Raw genomic sequence first — 14294 nt, 5'->3', positions numbered from 1 at the left:
TCCCTGGATAGAAACGGAGTTAAGGCAAAAGACGAGCCGGCAACAGGCGCATCAGCTGCGAATCGAACCAAGCCACGAAGGCCGGCGATGGCGCAGCATCGACCGCCAGGTACCACCAATCGGCGGCGGCGAAGGCACGGCACTTCACCGCGTCTTTTTCAGTCATCACCACTGGCAATGACGGTGTGAAATTCAAGGCCTGCACGCTGTATTCGGCGTGGTCGGCAAATGCATGCGGCACTGGCCGCCAGTGTAGCGTTTCGAGGGTCTTGAAGAAACGTTGGGGATTGCCGATCCCGGCCACGGCGTGAATGGCCTGGCCTGAGGGGAAATGGTCGATAGGCCGGCGTTCGCCGCTTTGCAGATTGACCAGCGCCGTGGGTTGCAACTGGAAGGCAAAACCGTCGATGCGGTCGGCAGTGGCACCGTTATAAAGCACCGCATCGACGCTTTGCAGCCGCTCGATCGGTTCGCGCAACGGTCCGGCCGGCAGGCAGCGCTGGTTGCCCAGCCCCCGGGCGGCATCGATCAGCACCAGTTCCAGATGCCGGGCCAGCCGGTAATGCTGCATGCCGTCGTCGGAGAGGATCAGGTCCAGCGGTTCGCTCGCCAGCAAGGCTTTGACCGCGCGGCTGCGGTCCGGGTCGATCATCAACGGCACGCCAGTGCGCTGGACGATCAACAGTGGTTCATCGCCCGCCACGTCCGCATCTTGATCCGCCTTGACCCGCCACGGCAATTGCGGCGGTTTGGCGCCGTAGCCACGGCTGACCACGCCGACCCGCAGCCCGCTGCGCTGGCAATGCTGGATCATCCACAGAATCAGCGGCGTCTTGCCGGTGCCGCCCACCGTGATGTTGCCGACCACGATCAGCGGCACCGGAGGTTGATAGATCTCGCCCTCACCGGCCAAAAAGCGCTTGCGCTTGCCAGTGACCACGCGTCGATACAACCATTCCAGAGGCTGCAACAGCTTCAACGCCGGATGGCCTTCGTACCACGCAGTGAGCAATCGATCGGACATGGCCATCAAGATGCCGGCGCCGCCTCGACTGTGGTCATGCGCAAGTGACTGAAACCGAGCTTGCCGGCAGCGTCCATCGCGGTGATGACGGACTGATGGGGGGTCTTGCCATCAGCGCTGATGGACAACGGCATATTGGTGTCGCCATTGGATTCTTTCTGTAGCGCTTCCATCAGGCTGGTCAGATCGTTCTTCGGCAACAACTGGTTGTTCACGGAGAACACACCTTCGGCACTGATGGCGATGTCCAGTTGCTTGGTCTGCTGGTCCTCGGCCGGGGAACCGCTGACGGCTTCCGGCAAGTCGACGCGCAACTGGGTTTCACGAGTGAAGGTGGTGGTCACAACGAAAAACAGCAGCAAGATAAACACCACGTCAATCAACGACGCGAGGTTGATGTCTATCGTTTCCCGTGGTTTACGACGGAATTTCACGCTTTGCCCCCAGACAGATCCACGTCGCGGTCACCCTGCACTACCTCGACCAGCTTGATCGCTTCCTGCTCCATGCCCACCACCAACTCATCTATGCGGCGTTGCAGGAAGCGGTGGAAGAACACGGCCGGGATGCCGACCATCAGACCGGCGGCGGTGGTGATCAGCGCTTTGGAAATACCACCGGCCAGCACTGAAGCGTTGGTGCCCATGCCCGTGCCCATGAACGCACTGAAAATATCGATCATGCCCAGCACCGTACCCAGCAAACCCAGCAACGGGGCCATGGCGGCGATGGTGCCAAGGGCGTTGATGTAGCGTTCGAGCTCGTGAATTACCCGCGCAGCGGCCTCTTCGATGCACTCTTTCATGATCTCGCGACCATGCCTGGAGTTCGCCAGACCGGCGGCCAGGATCTCGCCCAACGGAGAGTTGGCGCGCAGCTCCTTGAGTTTTTCTTTATTGAGTTGTTTGTCCTTGATCCAGACCCAGACCTGCCCGAGCAAGTACTCGGGGGTCACGCGGCTGGCACGCAGGGTCCACAGACGCTCGGCAACGATCGCCATGGCCGCGATGGAACTCAGAATGATCGGCAGCATCATCCAGCCGCCGGATTTGACCAATTCCCACACAGTGACAGTCCCCTCGAAAAGTGCGCCACTCTAACATAGGGGGTGGACGCACCGAAGACCGCGATGTCGCATCCGGTCGGGCTTCAATAGTTCGGGTTACTGGCTGGATGGTGGCAGATCGCGCCAGAAGCGCCGTTCTTGAAGCATCGTCCACGGCGGCTTGAAGCGTCCCAGTTGCAGACGAATGGCACCTTGCTCGGCGCTGTCGTAGATCGCCACGCCGCGTTTTTGATACCGCGCCACGACCGTGGGATGGGGATGGCCGAAAGAATTGCCGTTGCCACGGGAGATCAGCACCGCTTTGGGTTGCAATACGTTGAGCAACGACATCGAAGATGAACTGCGACTGCCATGGTGCGGGGCCTGCAACCAATCCGTCGGCACCGCCAATGGACTGTCGAGCAGCGCCCGCTCGGCTGCGGCATCGATGTCACCGGTCAGCAGCAACCGCTCGCCGCTGGCTTCAATCTGCAACACGCAGGATTTCTGATTGCTGTCGCTGGCAGACGGCCACTGCCAGAGTTGAAACTTCACGCCGTCCCAGGCCCATTGTTGACCGCTCTCGCAGCCATCGGCGTGCAGTTCGTCTGGCAGGGCCAGATGATCGCCACTCAGTACTTGCTTCACCGGTATTCCATTGGCAATTGCTCGCGCACCGCCGGCGTGATCGGCATCGGCGTGGCTGATCAGCATCAGATCGAGTCCGTTCACCCCCAGTTTGCGCAATGACGGCAGCACCACCCGCTCCCCCAGGTCGATATCGCCGAACCGTGGCCCGGCGTCATACAGCAAGGTGTGATGGCGAGTGCGCACCAGAATCGCCAAACCTTGACCGACATCCAGCTGCCAGACCTCGGCCATGCCTTCAGGTAACGTGTGCCGGGGCGGAAAAACCAGCAAAAGCAACATCGGCCAGCCCAACGGACGCAACGGCACGCCTCGCGGCAGTAACAGCACAAAGGCGCCCAGCGTGCCGAATGCCCATACCCACAACGGGACCGCCACCGGTACCCACGCGGGCATTTGCCCGGCTATCAACGCCAACCCCTTGAACAAAAGATCGATCAGACCGCCGGCCAACCACAGCAACCCGTCCCCCATATAAGGAACGGGCAACAATATCGTCCCAAGCAAAGCCGGCGGCAGGACCACCAGACTGACCCAGGGCACCGCCAGCAAATTGGCCAGCGGCCCGCTGAGACTGATCGGTAACCCCAGCACCAACAGCAGCGGGCACAGACCGATCGCGATCAGCCATTGGGCACGGGTCCAGGTTTGCCACCAGCGCCATGCCCCCAATCGGCCGCCAAAAGTGAAAATCAGTACCGCCACCGCCGCAAACGACAACCAGAAACCCGGTTGCAGGCTCGCCAGCGGATCCAGCAGCAAAACACCGTCAAGCGCCAGCAATAGCGGCCACCATGCGCCAAGGTGACGAAACCGTAGTCGCCACAACAGCACCAGACCGATCATCAGGCAGGCCCGCCGCACCGGCACTTCGAAGCCGGCCAGCAGCCCATAACCGAGCGCCGCCGCGAACGCCAGTCCGCATGCCCATGGCAGCCACGGCAAACGCCTGGGCCACAAACCATAACGCGCCAAACCGGCAATCAGCAGATACACCACTCCCGCCAGCAAACCAATGTGCTGCCCGGAAATCACCAACAGATGAACGGTGCCGGTGTCTTGCAGCACCTGCCAGTCCTCACGACTCAATCCGGCGCCATCCCCCAGCACCAACGCTGTCAGCGCCCCCGTTCGCCCTTGGGCATCCACGGCCTGCAAACGCTGACGGATGCCGTCGCGCCAGGCCCACTTCGCCTCCATCAGTCGCTGACCGTCCTTGACGGTTCCGGTGGCGCCAATGTGCCGGGCCAGTAACCAGGCGTCGTAATCGAACGCATGCGGGTTAAGCAACCCGGCAGGACGCTTCAATTTGACCGCCAGCCGCCAATGCTCGCCGCTGTTGACGGGCGGCCCGCCATACCAGGCCAGACGCAGGTGCCCAGGCAGGCTGGTGCGACGCGACTGACTGTCCGTCAGTTCGAACCGCACCACCCCCTCGGCCTGCTGCGGTAACCCGGTCACACGACCTTCGACCCAGCGAGTCTCGCCATCAAGATTCAGCGCCAGGCGATCATTCAGCGCCCACTGTGCATTCGCACCCGCCCAACTGAAACCGAACAAAAAAAATGCCAAGGGAAAAGTTCGAAACGGCAGCAACATCAAACCCGCTACCGGCATCAACAGCCACAACCAGACCGGCGGTAATACCGGTAAATAACGCAAGGCCAGCAGGCCCAACGCCAGCGCCATCATCCCTGTGCGCATAAGCCCGTCCTTGAGAGTCCCCTCCCTATGCATAGACGGCGCGCCGCACGGACGTCGTTATCAATTGTCACAAAGTCTGAATGGGCGGTTCGTAGAATCCAGACATACTTGCCGCCTGAACCGACCGAGAAGCCTTATGCCCCGGCGCTTATTCAAACGTTACATGCCAGACCCGACCAGCATCAGGGAACACAAATCCTTACGCTTTCTCGGCACCCTGCTGCATGACCCGAACCTCTGGCACCTCAATCGCCACTCCGTTGCGCGGGCCATGGCGGTCGGTCTGTTCGCGGCGTTCCTGCCCATTCCGTTGCAGATGCTGTTGGCGGCGATCCTTGCCATTGTGGTGCGCGGCAACATGCCGATTGCCGTCAGCCTGGTCTGGCTGACCAACCCGATCACCATGCCGGCGGTGTTCTTCTGCACTTACCAGACCGGCGCCTGGCTGATGGACGTCCCCGCACGCAGCCTGCCGGATGAATTGACCTGGGAGTGGATCAGCGGCGAACTCTCGAGCCTGTGGCAACCGTTCTTGCTCGGCTCGGTGGTCACGGGGCTGGTGCTTGGGGCGTTGGCCTATTGCCTGGTGATGATGTATTGGCGCTGGTGGGTGAGTCGGCAGTGGAAGCGGCGTAAGAAAAGCCGGATGCAAGAATAAAAACGGCCTCCAGTGCGGAGGCCTTTTTTTGCGGTGTCTGGGCTGACGTCATCGCGGGCAAGCCCGCTCCCACAGGGATCTGTGTCGTTCACAAATAATGTGGCCAACTCCAATTCACTGTGGGAGCGGGCTTGCTCGCGAAGCAGGCGACTCGGTCTTCCTTAGGTGCGCATCCCCCGCCCGCTCACCAGCAACCGCGCACAACCGATGTACAGCACAACAGTCGCAATGAGCATGAAGGTGATCGCCACGCTGATCTTGATATCAGAAACGCCGAGGATGCCGTAACGGAAGGCGTTGACCATGTGCAGCACCGGGTTGGCCAGTGACACGGTCTGCCAGAACGGTGGCAGCAAGCTGATCGAGTAGAACACCCCGCCCAGGTACGTCAACGGCGTCAGCACGAACGTCGGGATGATCGAGATATCATCGAAATTGCGCGCAAATACCGCGTTGATGAAACCCAGCAGCGAGAAGATCGTCGCCGTCAGCACCACCACCAGAACGGTCACGCCCAAGTGATGCACCTGCAATTGAGTGAAGAACAACGACAGCAGGGTCACGATGATCCCGACCATCAAACCACGCAGCACGCCGCCGAGGGTGTAGCCGATCAGAATCGTATGCGGCGACACCGGCGACACCATCAACTCTTCGATGGAGCGCTGGAACTTGCTGCCAAAGAAACTCGACACCACGTTGCCGTAGGAGTTGGTGATCACCGACATCATGATCAGCCCCGGCACGATGTACTCCATGTAAGTGAAGCCACCCATGTCGCCGATCTGCCGACCGATCAGATTGCCAAAGATCACGAAGTACAAAACCATGGTGATTGCCGGCGGCAGCAAGGTCTGCGGCCAGATCCGGGTGAAGCGTTTGACCTCACGGTAAACGATGGTATTGAGGGCAACGAGGTTGGGTTGCAGCTCTGAACTCATACCGCCACCTTCGACAGATTTTTCTCCACCAGGGACACGAACAACTCCTCGAGGCGATTGGTTTTGTTACGCAGGCTCAACACTTCGATGTTCTGCTGCGCCAATTGGGTGAACAGCGCGGTAATGCCCATGGCCTTGTCGACCTGGACTTCCAGGGTATGACTGTCGATCAGTTTTGCCGGGTAACCGAGCAACTGTGGCGCCACTTGCAACGTGTTCTTCATATCCAGCAGGAAGGTTTCGACATGCAGTTGGCTGAGCAACTGCTTCATGCTGGTGTTCTCGACAATGGTGCCGTGGTCGATGATGCCGATGTTGCGGCACAACTGCTCAGCCTCTTCCAGGTAGTGGGTGGTGAGGATGATGGTGATGCCTTTTTTGTTCAGTTCGGTGAGGAAGGTCCACATCGAGCGACGCAATTCGATGTCCACCCCCGCCGTCGGCTCGTCGAGGATCAGCAGGCGTGGTTCGTGGACCAGCGCCCGGGCGATCATCAGTCGGCGCTTCATGCCACCCGACAGGGAGCGCGACGGCACATCACGCTTGTCCCACAGGCCCAGTTGGGTCAGGTACTGCTCGGCGCGTTCCTTGGCGATTTTCGCCGGGATGCCGTAGTAACCGGCCTGGGTCACGACAATGTCGAACGTCTTTTCGAACTGGTTGAAGTTGAACTCCTGGGGCACCACGCCAATGCAGCGCTTGAGCGCCGCCGGTTCCTTATCCAGGTCATGACCAAAGATATTCACCGTTCCGCTGGTCTTGTTCACCAGGGTCGAGAGAATGCCGATGGTCGTGGATTTGCCGGCGCCGTTAGGGCCGAGCAAGGCGAAAAAGTCACCTTCGGCGACGTCCAGATCGATACCACTCAAGGCCTGGAAACCGTTGCCGTAGGTTTTGGTTAGCTGCCGGATGGACAGAGCGGAACTCATATCGGATTTACGCACCAAGAAGGGAAGAAAGGAATAAATAAGGGCGGGCGGCGAGCAATGCAAACGCGGCGCACGAGCGCAATGGTGCTTGTCGCTGCCACACAAGTACAGTCATGCGTGTCGATAGTGAGTATTAAGTCAACGCGGTCATGACGGCTTTGCGATACGCCGGACGCTGTTTCAGGCGCTCGTACCAGGCCTGCAAATGAGGCTGCGGCGCACGCTCGATCGGCATCTCGAACCAGGCATAAATGAAGCTGCCCAAGGGAATGTCACCCATGCCGATCTCATCGCCGGACAGGTACGGTTTGGCCGCCAGCGCTTGATCGGCCATCGACAGCAGATCGTCGCACTCCTTGATCGCTGCCTTGATGGCCGGCCAGTCCTGCTGGTCTTGCGGGGTGCGCAACACACCCCAGAACACCGTGCGGAAGGGGGTGGCAAAACTTGAAGTGGTCCAGTCCATCCACTTTTCGGCCGAGGCTCGGGCCTGCAGGTCTGTCGGATACCAGGCCGTATCGCTGGCGTGACGGGCCATCAGATAACGAACGATGGTGTTGGATTCCCACAGCACGAAACCGTCGTCTTCGATCACCGGCACGCGGCCGTTAGGATTCAGCGCGCGGTACTCAGGTGTGTCGACCACGCCAAAGGCGCCACCGGCATCGATGGCTTCATAGGCCAGGCCCAGTTCTTCGGCCGCCCACAACGGCTTCCTGACATTCGACGAGTTTTTCCGACCCCAGATCTTCAGCATGACCGCCCCTTCTTGGATGAATGCGCAGGCAGCATACGCCGGATCAGGCGCGACTCAAATCGCTCTGCATGTCACCCAGCAGCACCGGCAATTGCTCGCCGAACAGATGCGGATAGCACTTTTCCAGGTGTTCGAAAAAGAACGCTTCCGGCACATCAGTGAACTGGCCGTGATCGATCAGATATTCCATCAACTGCTCGCCGTCACGGTTGAAGGGGTGGAACACGCTGTCGTTGATCCCGTCGAACTCCAGCGGCGCGACATTGAACAATTCACAGAGTTGTTGATTGAAGGCTGGGGTGGCTTTGACCCAACGATCGTTCAGGTACAACTCGGTGTAGCCGTGCATGGCGAACACATCGCTTTTGAGCAATTCGAGCAGACGCGGCGTCGACAGGTGATTGCGCACATCTGCCAGACCGATACGCGCCGGGATCCCGCAATGCCGTGCTGCACCCGCCAGCAGCGTGGCTTTGGGCACGCAATAACTCTCCCCCGCCGCCAGCGCATAGCTGCCGCGCAAGGTCTCTGGATCGCGACTGAAGGTGTAAGGGTTGTAGCGCACGGCCTCACGCACTGCGTAATAGAGATTGATCGCTTGTTCGAGTGAACCGCGCCCGGCGCCACGATGTTTTTCGGCGAACTCCACCACCGAGGGGTGGTCACTGTCGATGAAGCGGCCGGGGCTCAGACATGTGTGCATGGGAACAATCTCCAGGGGGAAGCCACGAGTCTAGCGACAGCTTCAGCACAGAGATAACGACGTTTCGGCCAAATATCAGCGTTTGCCGACCTGTTGACGAAAGCGTTCAACCGTCCGCCCTCGAAATAACTGACGGATTTCAGCCGTTGCTTCCTACACGCTCAGACTCATGCTCTGACCACCCATTTTTATGGATGCCGTCTAAGCTCTGAAAGTGGTTTTGCCCCTGGCTTCATGGAGAATTGAATATGTTGCTGTTGTGGATACTGGTTCTGGTGGTCGGGATTGCCTACCTGGCACATCGGCGCACTGCGCCTCTGCCCGCCTTGGGCATCATTGCGGCCTATCTGCTGGCGATGGGCATCTTCAGCCATGCCCCCGTCTGGCTGATGCTGATTTTCTGGGTGATGCTCGCGGTCGTGAGCGCTTTCCTGGTGCTGCCGGATCTGCGCCGAAAACTCTTCACGGCGCCAATATTCGGATGGTTTCAAAAAAACCTGCCGCCGATGTCGCAAACCGAGCGTGAAGCCATTGAAGCCGGCACGGTCTGGTGGGATGGCGAGCTGTTCAGCGGTCGCCCGGACTGGAACAAACTGCTGGCCTATCCAAAAGCGCAACTGAGCGAAGAGGAACAAGCGTTCATCGATGGCCCGACCGAAGAGCTCTGCGCCATGGTCAGCGATTGGCAGATCGCCCAGTTGATGGATCTGCCGCCCCAGGCTTGGGACCACATCAAAAAGCATGGTTTTTTTGCCCTGATCATTCCCAAAGAATACGGAGGCAAAGGCTTCTCGGCTTATGCGCACTCCCAGGTAGCGATGAAACTGGCCACCCGCAGCGGCGACCTGGCGTCGACCGTCATGGTGCCCAACTCCCTCGGCCCGGCGGAACTGCTGCTGCATTACGGCACCGACGAACAACGCAATCATTACCTGCCACGGCTGGCACGCGGTGACGATATCCCCTGCTTTGCCTTGACGGGTCCGATGGCGGGCTCCAACGTCGGCGGAATGACCGACACCGGAGTGATCTGCAAAGGTGAATGGGAAGGCAAGGAAACCCTCGGCCTGCGTCTGAACTGGGAAAAACGCTACATCACCCTCGGCCCGGTGGCGACCTTGATCGGCCTGGCCTTCAAGGCCTATGACCCGGACCATCTGCTGGGCGACAAAGTCGACCTGGGGATCAGCCTCGCCTTGATTCCAACCCAGACCCCCGGTGTAGAAATCGGTCGCCGTCACCTGCCGCTGGGCGCCTCATTCATGAACGGTCCGAACTCTGGCAAGGATGTGTTCGTACCTTTGGAATTCATCATCGGCGGTCAGGAGATGCTCGGCGAGGGCTGGATGATGCTGATGAACTGCCTGTCGGTCGGGCGCTCCATTTCGCTGCCTGCCATCGGTACCGCTGCGGGCAAGTTCACCAGTCTGGTGACGGGCCAATACGCGCAGGTTCGTGAACAATTCAACGCACCGCTGTCAGCCTTCGAAGGGATTCAGGAAGCACTGGCGCGGATCGGCGGCAGTACCTGGCTGATGGACAGCGCACGGATGCTCACCGCCAACGCGGTCGACCTCGGCGAAAAGCCGTCGGTACCTTCGGCCATTATCAAATATCACCTCTCCGAACGCGGCCGCGAATGCATCAGCCACGCCATGGATGTTCACGGCGGCAGGGCCATTATCATGGGCCCGAACAACTACCTGGCGCGCAGCTGGCAAGGTGCGCCCATTTCCGTCACGGTCGAAGGTGCGAACATCCTGACACGCAACTTGATGATCTTCGGCCAGGGCGCTATTCGCTGCCATCCGTTCGTGCTCAAGGAAATGGCCCTCGCCCACCGCGAAGACAAACAACAGGCCCTGATCGAGTTCGATGCACTGCTGCTCGATCACATTGGTTTTGCCGTGTGCAACGCCGCCAGCACCCTGGTGCTGAACCTCGGGCTCGGGCATTTCGAACACATGCCCGGGGACAAGCTCAGCCAAGGCTATTTCCGTGCACTCAACCGTCAGGCCGCAGCCTTTGCTCTGCTTGCAGACCTGAGCATGATGCTGCTGGGCGGTGATTTGAAACGTCGTGAACGGCTGTCCGCACGTCTGGGGGATGTGCTCAGCTACCTGTATCTGGCCTCCGGTGCACTCAAGCGTTATCACGATCTCGATTCGCCGGAGCATATGCATCCGCTGTTCACCTGGGCCATGGAAGAGAGCCTCGGCCAGTCCGAACGTGCGCTGGACGAACTGCTGACCAACTTCCCGAACAAGGTGCTTGGATGCCTGATGCGGGTGATGGTGTTCCCTTTCGGTCGTCGCCACAGAGGCCCGTCGGACAGACTGGCGGCCAACGTCGCAGCCGTCATCGGCCGCCCCAAGGGCGATCCAACGCTTGAGGAGTTACTGGGGGGCTGCTATCGCCCGCAATCACCAGATGATTCGGTCGGCGCCCTGCAGCACGCTTGCGATTTGCTGAACGCGGCCAAACCGGTACAGAAAAAACTCAATACGGCGTTGAAAAGTCGCCAGGTCAAACCCACGCTCGGAGAATCTGCCATCGATGCCGCTCTGGAGGGTGGCGTCTTGCAACCGGTTGAAGCCCAGACCTTGCGTGAGGCAGAAGTGGCGCGACGCAAGGTGATTGATGTCGATGATTTCGACCCAAAGGAGCTGGTATTGGCCAAAGGCAAGGTCCGCTGATCGGGCGAACCCTGTGTCTTGCATGGGGCTCTTTACCGTGGCTCTTTACCATATGGCTCTTCACCATGTGAAATGGGGCGCAGGAGCTTTATACTCTCGCGCCCGTTTTGCTCTTGAGGACTTATCTCGTGTCCAACGTCGTTGCCGATCATCTCGTCTTGCTCGACCACCTGCGCAGCATCCTGGTCGCCGTAGGTGAGGCCGAACAGGTTCCCGAAGAAAGCCATGCCTTGTTCCTGGATCGCTTCGACGAACTGCGTGCATTGCTGCCGGTCGACCCGATCGAAAGCCAATACCTGGGCCAGGACATTCTGTGTCAGGTGATCACTCGCTATCCGCAAATCGCCCACCTGGTCCCGCGCGACCTGCTGTGGTACTTCGCCGGCGACTGCCTGCATTACATGCCCGATGATGAAATCGACCTGTACCAGGCCCTTGAAGAACGTCGCTTTGAAGCCGAACAGAACGACGAACCGTTCGACTGGAATCAGGAAAAACAGCTGCTGGCGATGTCGAACCAGGACAGCAAGCACTGATCCCATCGTCAGAAATGCAAAAGGCCCGCATGGTTGAACATACGGGCCTTTTTTGTTGGCCGGGATCTTGGCCTCAAAGCAACCCATCACTCTCGGGCAGCTCATACTCTGCCGCGACCTTGCCCAACGCACTTGGCTTGCCCGGCCTGCTCAAGGTCGGTTCCTTCTCCAGGCATTCCACCAGATAGTCGATAAACACCCGTAACTTGGGCGGTAGATAGCGGGTTGGCGAATGCAGCAGCCACGCACCTCCGTGGTAGGACGCCAGAAAAGTCCAGTCCGGCAGAACCTGCACGATCAGCCCTTGTTCCAGCGCATAACGGGCAGTGAAGTACGGCAGGCTGCCGATTCCGATGTGTTGCAATACCGCGCCCAGTCGCACGCCCGTGTGATTGGCGGCATAACGTCCGCGCACGCCGACGGTCACGGCTTTGCTGCCTTTCTTGAACTTCCAGCGCGCATCACTCGGGGTTTCGCCCAGATAGATGCAGCTGTGGTTAAGCAAGTCATGGGGATGAGTCGGGGTGCCGTGCTCGGCCAGATACTGCGGCGTTGCACAGAGCAAATGATCGATGGTCAGCAACTGCCGCCCCACCAGTCCGGCGGGAGGGCGATCGGTAATACGGATCGCCAGGTCGACGTTGTCGTCGATCAAATCCACCTGACGGTCCTCGAGCAACAACTCCACATTCACTTTGGGATAGCGCCGCAGGAATTCCGGCATGTGTGGATGAATCACGAATCGCCCGACGGCCTTAGGCACGCTGACGCGCACCAGCCCTTCCGCCTCATGGGTGAACTGACCGCTGATTTCCATCACCGATTTCGCCGCGCTGACCATCTCCTGGCAACGCTTGAACACCTCTTCGCCACCGTCACTCAGGCGCAACTTACGCGTAGTTCGTTGCAGCAGCCGCGTGGCGAGTGCCTTCTCCAGCCGCGAAATACTGCGACTCACCGCCGAGGGTGAAGAGCCCAATTGGCGGGCCGCTTCGGAGAAACTGCCGGTCTCGACAACCTTGACGAAAATCGCCATTTCACCGAGCAGCGGCAGGGGAAGATTTATGCTCACAGCGCAACAGTCCTTTGATGTTTGAACGGATTATCACGCAATTCCACGGTTCATATAATAAAAATAGAAACTTTAATAAGGGCATGGAATATGACGCTTCGCCTCTTTTTCCATAGTGATGACCTCAAGGCCAATGTGGAAGTCCTGGATTGCACGCCCTACGAGAACGAATTCGCAGTAGTGCTGCGCGCCACACTGTTTCATCCTCAGGGCGGCGGGCAACCCTGGGATACCGGCTGGATCGGCGAAAGCCAGGTGCTGCGCGTGGTTCAGGATCCGGACCGGATCATCCATTTTGTCGACCATCCGGTAAAACTCGGCATGACCCTGATTCGGGTCGACGAGCAACGCCGCCGGTTCAACACGCGCATGCATTCAGCGGGGCACCTGATCGGTCACTTCGTCCAGGCGATGGGCTGGATGCCGACCAAGGCTCATCACTGGCCGGATGAAGGACGTGTCCAATTCAAGCCGGGTGATAGCGCGCAGGAGGTCGATGCGCAGACGATTCAATACGGCATCACGCAATGGATCGCCCATGACCTGCCACGCCTGACGTCGTTGCGCGAAGGCGCCCGGGAAATCGGTTTCGGTGAGCTGCCCGCCTACGGCTGCGGCGGCACCCATGTACGGAGCCTGAAGGATTTGGGCACGGTCACGATCGCTTCCCTTTCACAGAAAAAGGGAGCGCTGTCAGTCCACTACAGCGTGGACTGAACATTTGGGCGATGTCGGCTCCGTCATCGCCTGACGCCGGGGGAGCCTGCATTCGCGGGCTCTGTTGACTATCGATAGATGGACCTAAAAACATGATGCTTGACGTCGAGCGTCTCGATGAGACGTGCATACAAAAACTGGCCAACGAAGAAGTCCTCGCCATCCGCGTCAAAGGCTTGTTGCCTGGGCCGCTGGCGATCCAGATCGGCGACAAGATCCTCGCCCCGGGCTTCGAAGGCTACATCAACGCGCCGAGCATCGGTCGCATTGGCATGGCGTTTTATGAAGCGGAAAACCAGCCGCTGCTGATCGAGGACTATTTCAAGCGCGCCACCAGCAATATCGCCGAATTGCGCAGCCGTTGTGCGCCCTACTCCTCCCCTGTCGACACGTTGCGCTGCATGCTCGACGAGTCCTGGCCGGCGGGGGCGCATCTGGAAAATCTCTATGGCCGCAAGATGTATGTGGGGCTATCCCGGGTCGTCAAACCCGGGGTGTGCTTCCTCGCCCATCACGACATTTTCGCCAAGGATGCGCCGGACAGTTTCCAGGCCAAAAGCCTGGAAGCGCAGTTCGCCTGCAACGTCTACCTGAACATGCCGACCGAGGGCGGCGCGTTGCAGATGTGGGACCACGACATTTCCCCGGACCAATTCGATGAAATGCGTGGCGACAGTTACGGCATCGACCCGGCCTTGCTTGGCCCGCCGACCCTGGAGATTCGTCCTGAGCCGGGTGATTTCATCATGTTCAATTCGCGCTGCATGCACTCGGTGACCCCGGGTGTGGACGACCCGCGATTGAGCCTTTCCTTCTTTGTCGGTTATCGCGGCAATGCTTCACCCCTGACTTTCTGGAGCTGAG

Annotated in this window: 14 protein-coding genes; 5 read left to right on the top strand and 9 right to left on the bottom strand. The window is 59.4% G+C overall.

The window, feature by feature from the left end:
* Positions 1–19 precede the first annotated feature (19 nt).
* From lpxK to PSH65_RS08015, 4 genes are all read right to left on the bottom strand, one after another.
* Positions 20–1030 carry a tetraacyldisaccharide 4'-kinase gene (gene lpxK / locus PSH65_RS08030; protein WP_305425709.1) on the bottom strand — a complete coding sequence of 337 codons (1011 nt, stop codon included), beginning with the start codon at positions 1028–1030 and terminating at the stop codon, positions 20–22.
* Positions 1030–1458 carry a biopolymer transporter ExbD gene (locus PSH65_RS08025; protein ID WP_095634888.1) on the bottom strand — a complete coding sequence of 143 codons (429 nt, stop codon included), beginning with the start codon at positions 1456–1458 and terminating at the stop codon, positions 1030–1032. The genes lpxK and PSH65_RS08025 overlap by 1 nt, the downstream gene beginning before the upstream one ends.
* Positions 1455–2090, bottom strand: a complete 636-nt coding sequence (locus PSH65_RS08020; RefSeq protein WP_305425708.1) for a MotA/TolQ/ExbB proton channel family protein — start codon at positions 2088–2090, stop codon at positions 1455–1457. Before PSH65_RS08020 ends, PSH65_RS08025 begins: the two co-directional genes overlap by 4 nt.
* 96 nt (positions 2091–2186) lie before the next feature.
* Complete coding sequence (locus PSH65_RS08015; RefSeq protein ID WP_305425707.1) at positions 2187–4421, bottom strand: DNA internalization-related competence protein ComEC/Rec2; 2235 nt, start codon at positions 4419–4421, stop codon at positions 2187–2189.
* A 136-nt stretch (positions 4422–4557) separates the two neighbouring features.
* Here PSH65_RS08015 and PSH65_RS08010 point away from each other — a divergent pair, with 136 nt between their 5' ends.
* Positions 4558–5079 carry a DUF2062 domain-containing protein gene (locus PSH65_RS08010; RefSeq protein WP_305425706.1) on the top strand — a complete coding sequence of 174 codons (522 nt, stop codon included), beginning with the start codon at positions 4558–4560 and terminating at the stop codon, positions 5077–5079.
* A gap of 161 nt (positions 5080–5240) precedes the next feature.
* On the opposite strand, the gene PSH65_RS08005 is transcribed toward PSH65_RS08010, so the two are convergent.
* The 4 genes from PSH65_RS08005 to PSH65_RS07990 all read right to left on the bottom strand — a co-directional run bounded on the left by PSH65_RS08005 (position 5241) and on the right by PSH65_RS07990 (position 8409).
* Positions 5241–6020, bottom strand: coding sequence for an ABC transporter permease (locus PSH65_RS08005; protein WP_007905224.1), 780 nt, complete (start codon positions 6018–6020; stop codon positions 5241–5243).
* On the bottom strand, positions 6017–6949 hold the full coding sequence (locus PSH65_RS08000) for an ABC transporter ATP-binding protein (RefSeq protein WP_123494600.1): 933 nt from the start codon (positions 6947–6949) through the stop codon (positions 6017–6019). The genes PSH65_RS08005 and PSH65_RS08000 overlap by 4 nt, the downstream gene beginning before the upstream one ends.
* Before the next feature lie 133 nt (positions 6950–7082).
* On the bottom strand, positions 7083–7706 hold the full coding sequence (locus PSH65_RS07995; protein WP_305425703.1) for a glutathione S-transferase family protein: 624 nt from the start codon (positions 7704–7706) through the stop codon (positions 7083–7085).
* Between the two features lie 43 nt (positions 7707–7749).
* Positions 7750–8409, bottom strand: a complete 660-nt coding sequence (locus tag PSH65_RS07990; protein ID WP_305425702.1) for a transglutaminase family protein — start codon at positions 8407–8409, stop codon at positions 7750–7752.
* A 248-nt stretch (positions 8410–8657) separates the two neighbouring features.
* Here PSH65_RS07990 and PSH65_RS07985 point away from each other — a divergent pair, with 248 nt between their 5' ends.
* Positions 8658–11105: an acyl-CoA dehydrogenase gene (locus PSH65_RS07985; RefSeq protein WP_305425700.1), complete on the top strand. Its 2448-nt coding sequence runs from the start codon at positions 8658–8660 to the stop codon at positions 11103–11105.
* Positions 11106–11233: 128 nt separating this feature from the next.
* Entirely contained in the window at positions 11234–11641 is a 408-nt protein-coding gene (locus PSH65_RS07980; RefSeq protein ID WP_305425699.1) for a PA2817 family protein, read from the top strand.
* 73 nt (positions 11642–11714) lie between these two features.
* On the opposite strand, the gene PSH65_RS07975 is transcribed toward PSH65_RS07980, so the two are convergent.
* Positions 11715–12713, bottom strand: a complete 999-nt coding sequence (locus PSH65_RS07975) for a LysR family transcriptional regulator (RefSeq protein WP_305425697.1) — start codon at positions 12711–12713, stop codon at positions 11715–11717.
* Between the two features lie 90 nt (positions 12714–12803).
* On the opposite strand from PSH65_RS07975, the gene PSH65_RS07970 reads away from it, so the two are divergent.
* Both PSH65_RS07970 and PSH65_RS07965 read left to right on the top strand, forming a co-directional pair.
* Complete coding sequence (locus tag PSH65_RS07970) at positions 12804–13430, top strand: alanyl-tRNA editing protein (RefSeq protein WP_305425696.1); 627 nt, start codon at positions 12804–12806, stop codon at positions 13428–13430.
* A 92-nt stretch (positions 13431–13522) separates the two neighbouring features.
* Positions 13523–14293 (top strand): 2OG-Fe(II) oxygenase, encoded by a 771-nt coding sequence (locus PSH65_RS07965; RefSeq protein ID WP_305425694.1) that lies wholly within the window; start codon positions 13523–13525, stop codon positions 14291–14293.
* The last annotated feature ends 1 nt before the right edge of the window (position 14294 follow it).

The organism is Pseudomonas sp. FP603 (genome assembly GCF_030687415.1).
Taxonomy (GTDB): Bacteria; Pseudomonadota; Gammaproteobacteria; order Pseudomonadales; family Pseudomonadaceae; genus Aquipseudomonas; species Aquipseudomonas wuhanensis.
This window is presented reverse-complemented; position numbering and strand designations above follow the sequence as displayed.

Bases quoted from the DNA above. Each gene is read 5' to 3' on its own strand.
- lpxK (WP_305425709.1), bottom strand. From the start codon at position 1,030: ATGGCCATGTCCGATCGATTGCTCACTGCGTGGTACGAAGGCCATCCG.
- PSH65_RS08015 (WP_305425707.1), bottom strand. From the start codon at position 4,421: ATGCGCACAGGGATGATGGCGCTGGCGTTGGGCCTGCTGGCCTTGCGT.
- PSH65_RS08010 (WP_305425706.1), top strand. From the start codon at position 4,558: ATGCCCCGGCGCTTATTCAAACGTTACATGCCAGACCCGACCAGCATC.
- PSH65_RS08005 (WP_007905224.1), bottom strand. From the start codon at position 6,020: ATGAGTTCAGAGCTGCAACCCAACCTCGTTGCCCTCAATACCATCGTT.
- PSH65_RS08000 (WP_123494600.1), bottom strand. From the start codon at position 6,949: ATGAGTTCCGCTCTGTCCATCCGGCAGCTAACCAAAACCTACGGCAAC.
- PSH65_RS07995 (WP_305425703.1), bottom strand. From the start codon at position 7,706: ATGCTGAAGATCTGGGGTCGGAAAAACTCGTCGAATGTCAGGAAGCCG.
- PSH65_RS07990 (WP_305425702.1), bottom strand. From the start codon at position 8,409: ATGCACACATGTCTGAGCCCCGGCCGCTTCATCGACAGTGACCACCCC.
- PSH65_RS07985 (WP_305425700.1), top strand. From the start codon at position 8,658: ATGTTGCTGTTGTGGATACTGGTTCTGGTGGTCGGGATTGCCTACCTG.
- PSH65_RS07970 (WP_305425696.1), top strand. From the start codon at position 12,804: ATGACGCTTCGCCTCTTTTTCCATAGTGATGACCTCAAGGCCAATGTG.
- PSH65_RS07965 (WP_305425694.1), top strand. From the start codon at position 13,523: ATGATGCTTGACGTCGAGCGTCTCGATGAGACGTGCATACAAAAACTG.